The organism is Alcanivorax sp. HI0083 (assembly GCF_001635175.1).
This window is the reverse complement of record NZ_LWFX01001671.1, coordinates 1-759: the sequence shown is the minus strand read 5'-3', so window position 1 is coordinate 759 and position 759 is coordinate 1. Positions and strand designations below refer to the sequence as shown.

Sequence of the window (759 nt, the reverse complement as noted above, 5' to 3'; positions counted from 1 at the left end):
GCGGATCAGCATGATTTGACCCTGGTTCCGCTGGTACTGCCGTCTGCCCAGTATTGCCGCGAGGGAGAACGCCTGCCAGCCACCTACGCCAACTTTCTGATCACCAACGAGAAAATTCTGGTGCCGATTTATGGCTGCGACACGGACCAACAAGCACTGGATGCCCTGCAATCCGTCGCCGGACCACGCAGCGTGGTGGCCGTCAACTGCCGGGTACTGATCGAACAGCACGGCAGCCTGCACTGTGTCACCATGCAATTGCCGCAAGGCGCGCTTTAATTATCTATTCAACACTGAGCCCAGCCAGCCCAGTACAAGGAAAATGCCCATGCGTGTTGCCGTTATCCAGCAAACAAACACCGCCGACCTGCAAGCCAACCTGGATCATTCCCTGTCGCAGGTGCGCGAGGCCGCCGCCCAGGGCGCGGAGCTGGTGCTACTGCAGGAATTACACCGCAGCCTGTATTTCTGTCAGACCGAAGACACCCGCGTCTTTGATCTGGCCGAACCCATCCCCGGCCCCAGCACCGAAACCCTGGGGTCACTGGCCAAAGAGCTGGGTATCGTGATCGTCGGCAGCCTGTTCGAAAAGCGCGCCACCGGCCTGTACCACAACACCGCCGTGGTGCTGGAAAAAGACGGCAGCCTGGCCGGCATCTACCGCAAGATGCATATCCCCGACGACCCGGGTTTCTACGAAAAATTCTATTTCACCCCCGGCGATGCAGACTTCAACGATGGCCGCAGCGGCTTCAGCCC

General features: G+C 59.6%; 2 protein-coding genes. Both read left to right on the top strand.

Translation table 11 applies throughout. From position 1 onward, the window contains the following. Positions 1-279 (top strand): agmatine deiminase family protein (locus tag A3754_RS24505; RefSeq protein WP_197468845.1); only part of this gene is annotated, 279 nt, incomplete at its 5' end. A 49-nt stretch (positions 280-328) separates the two neighbouring features. Then, the coding region (locus A3754_RS24500; RefSeq protein WP_304439870.1) for a nitrilase-related carbon-nitrogen hydrolase at positions 329-759 on the top strand (431 nt) is incomplete at its 3' end.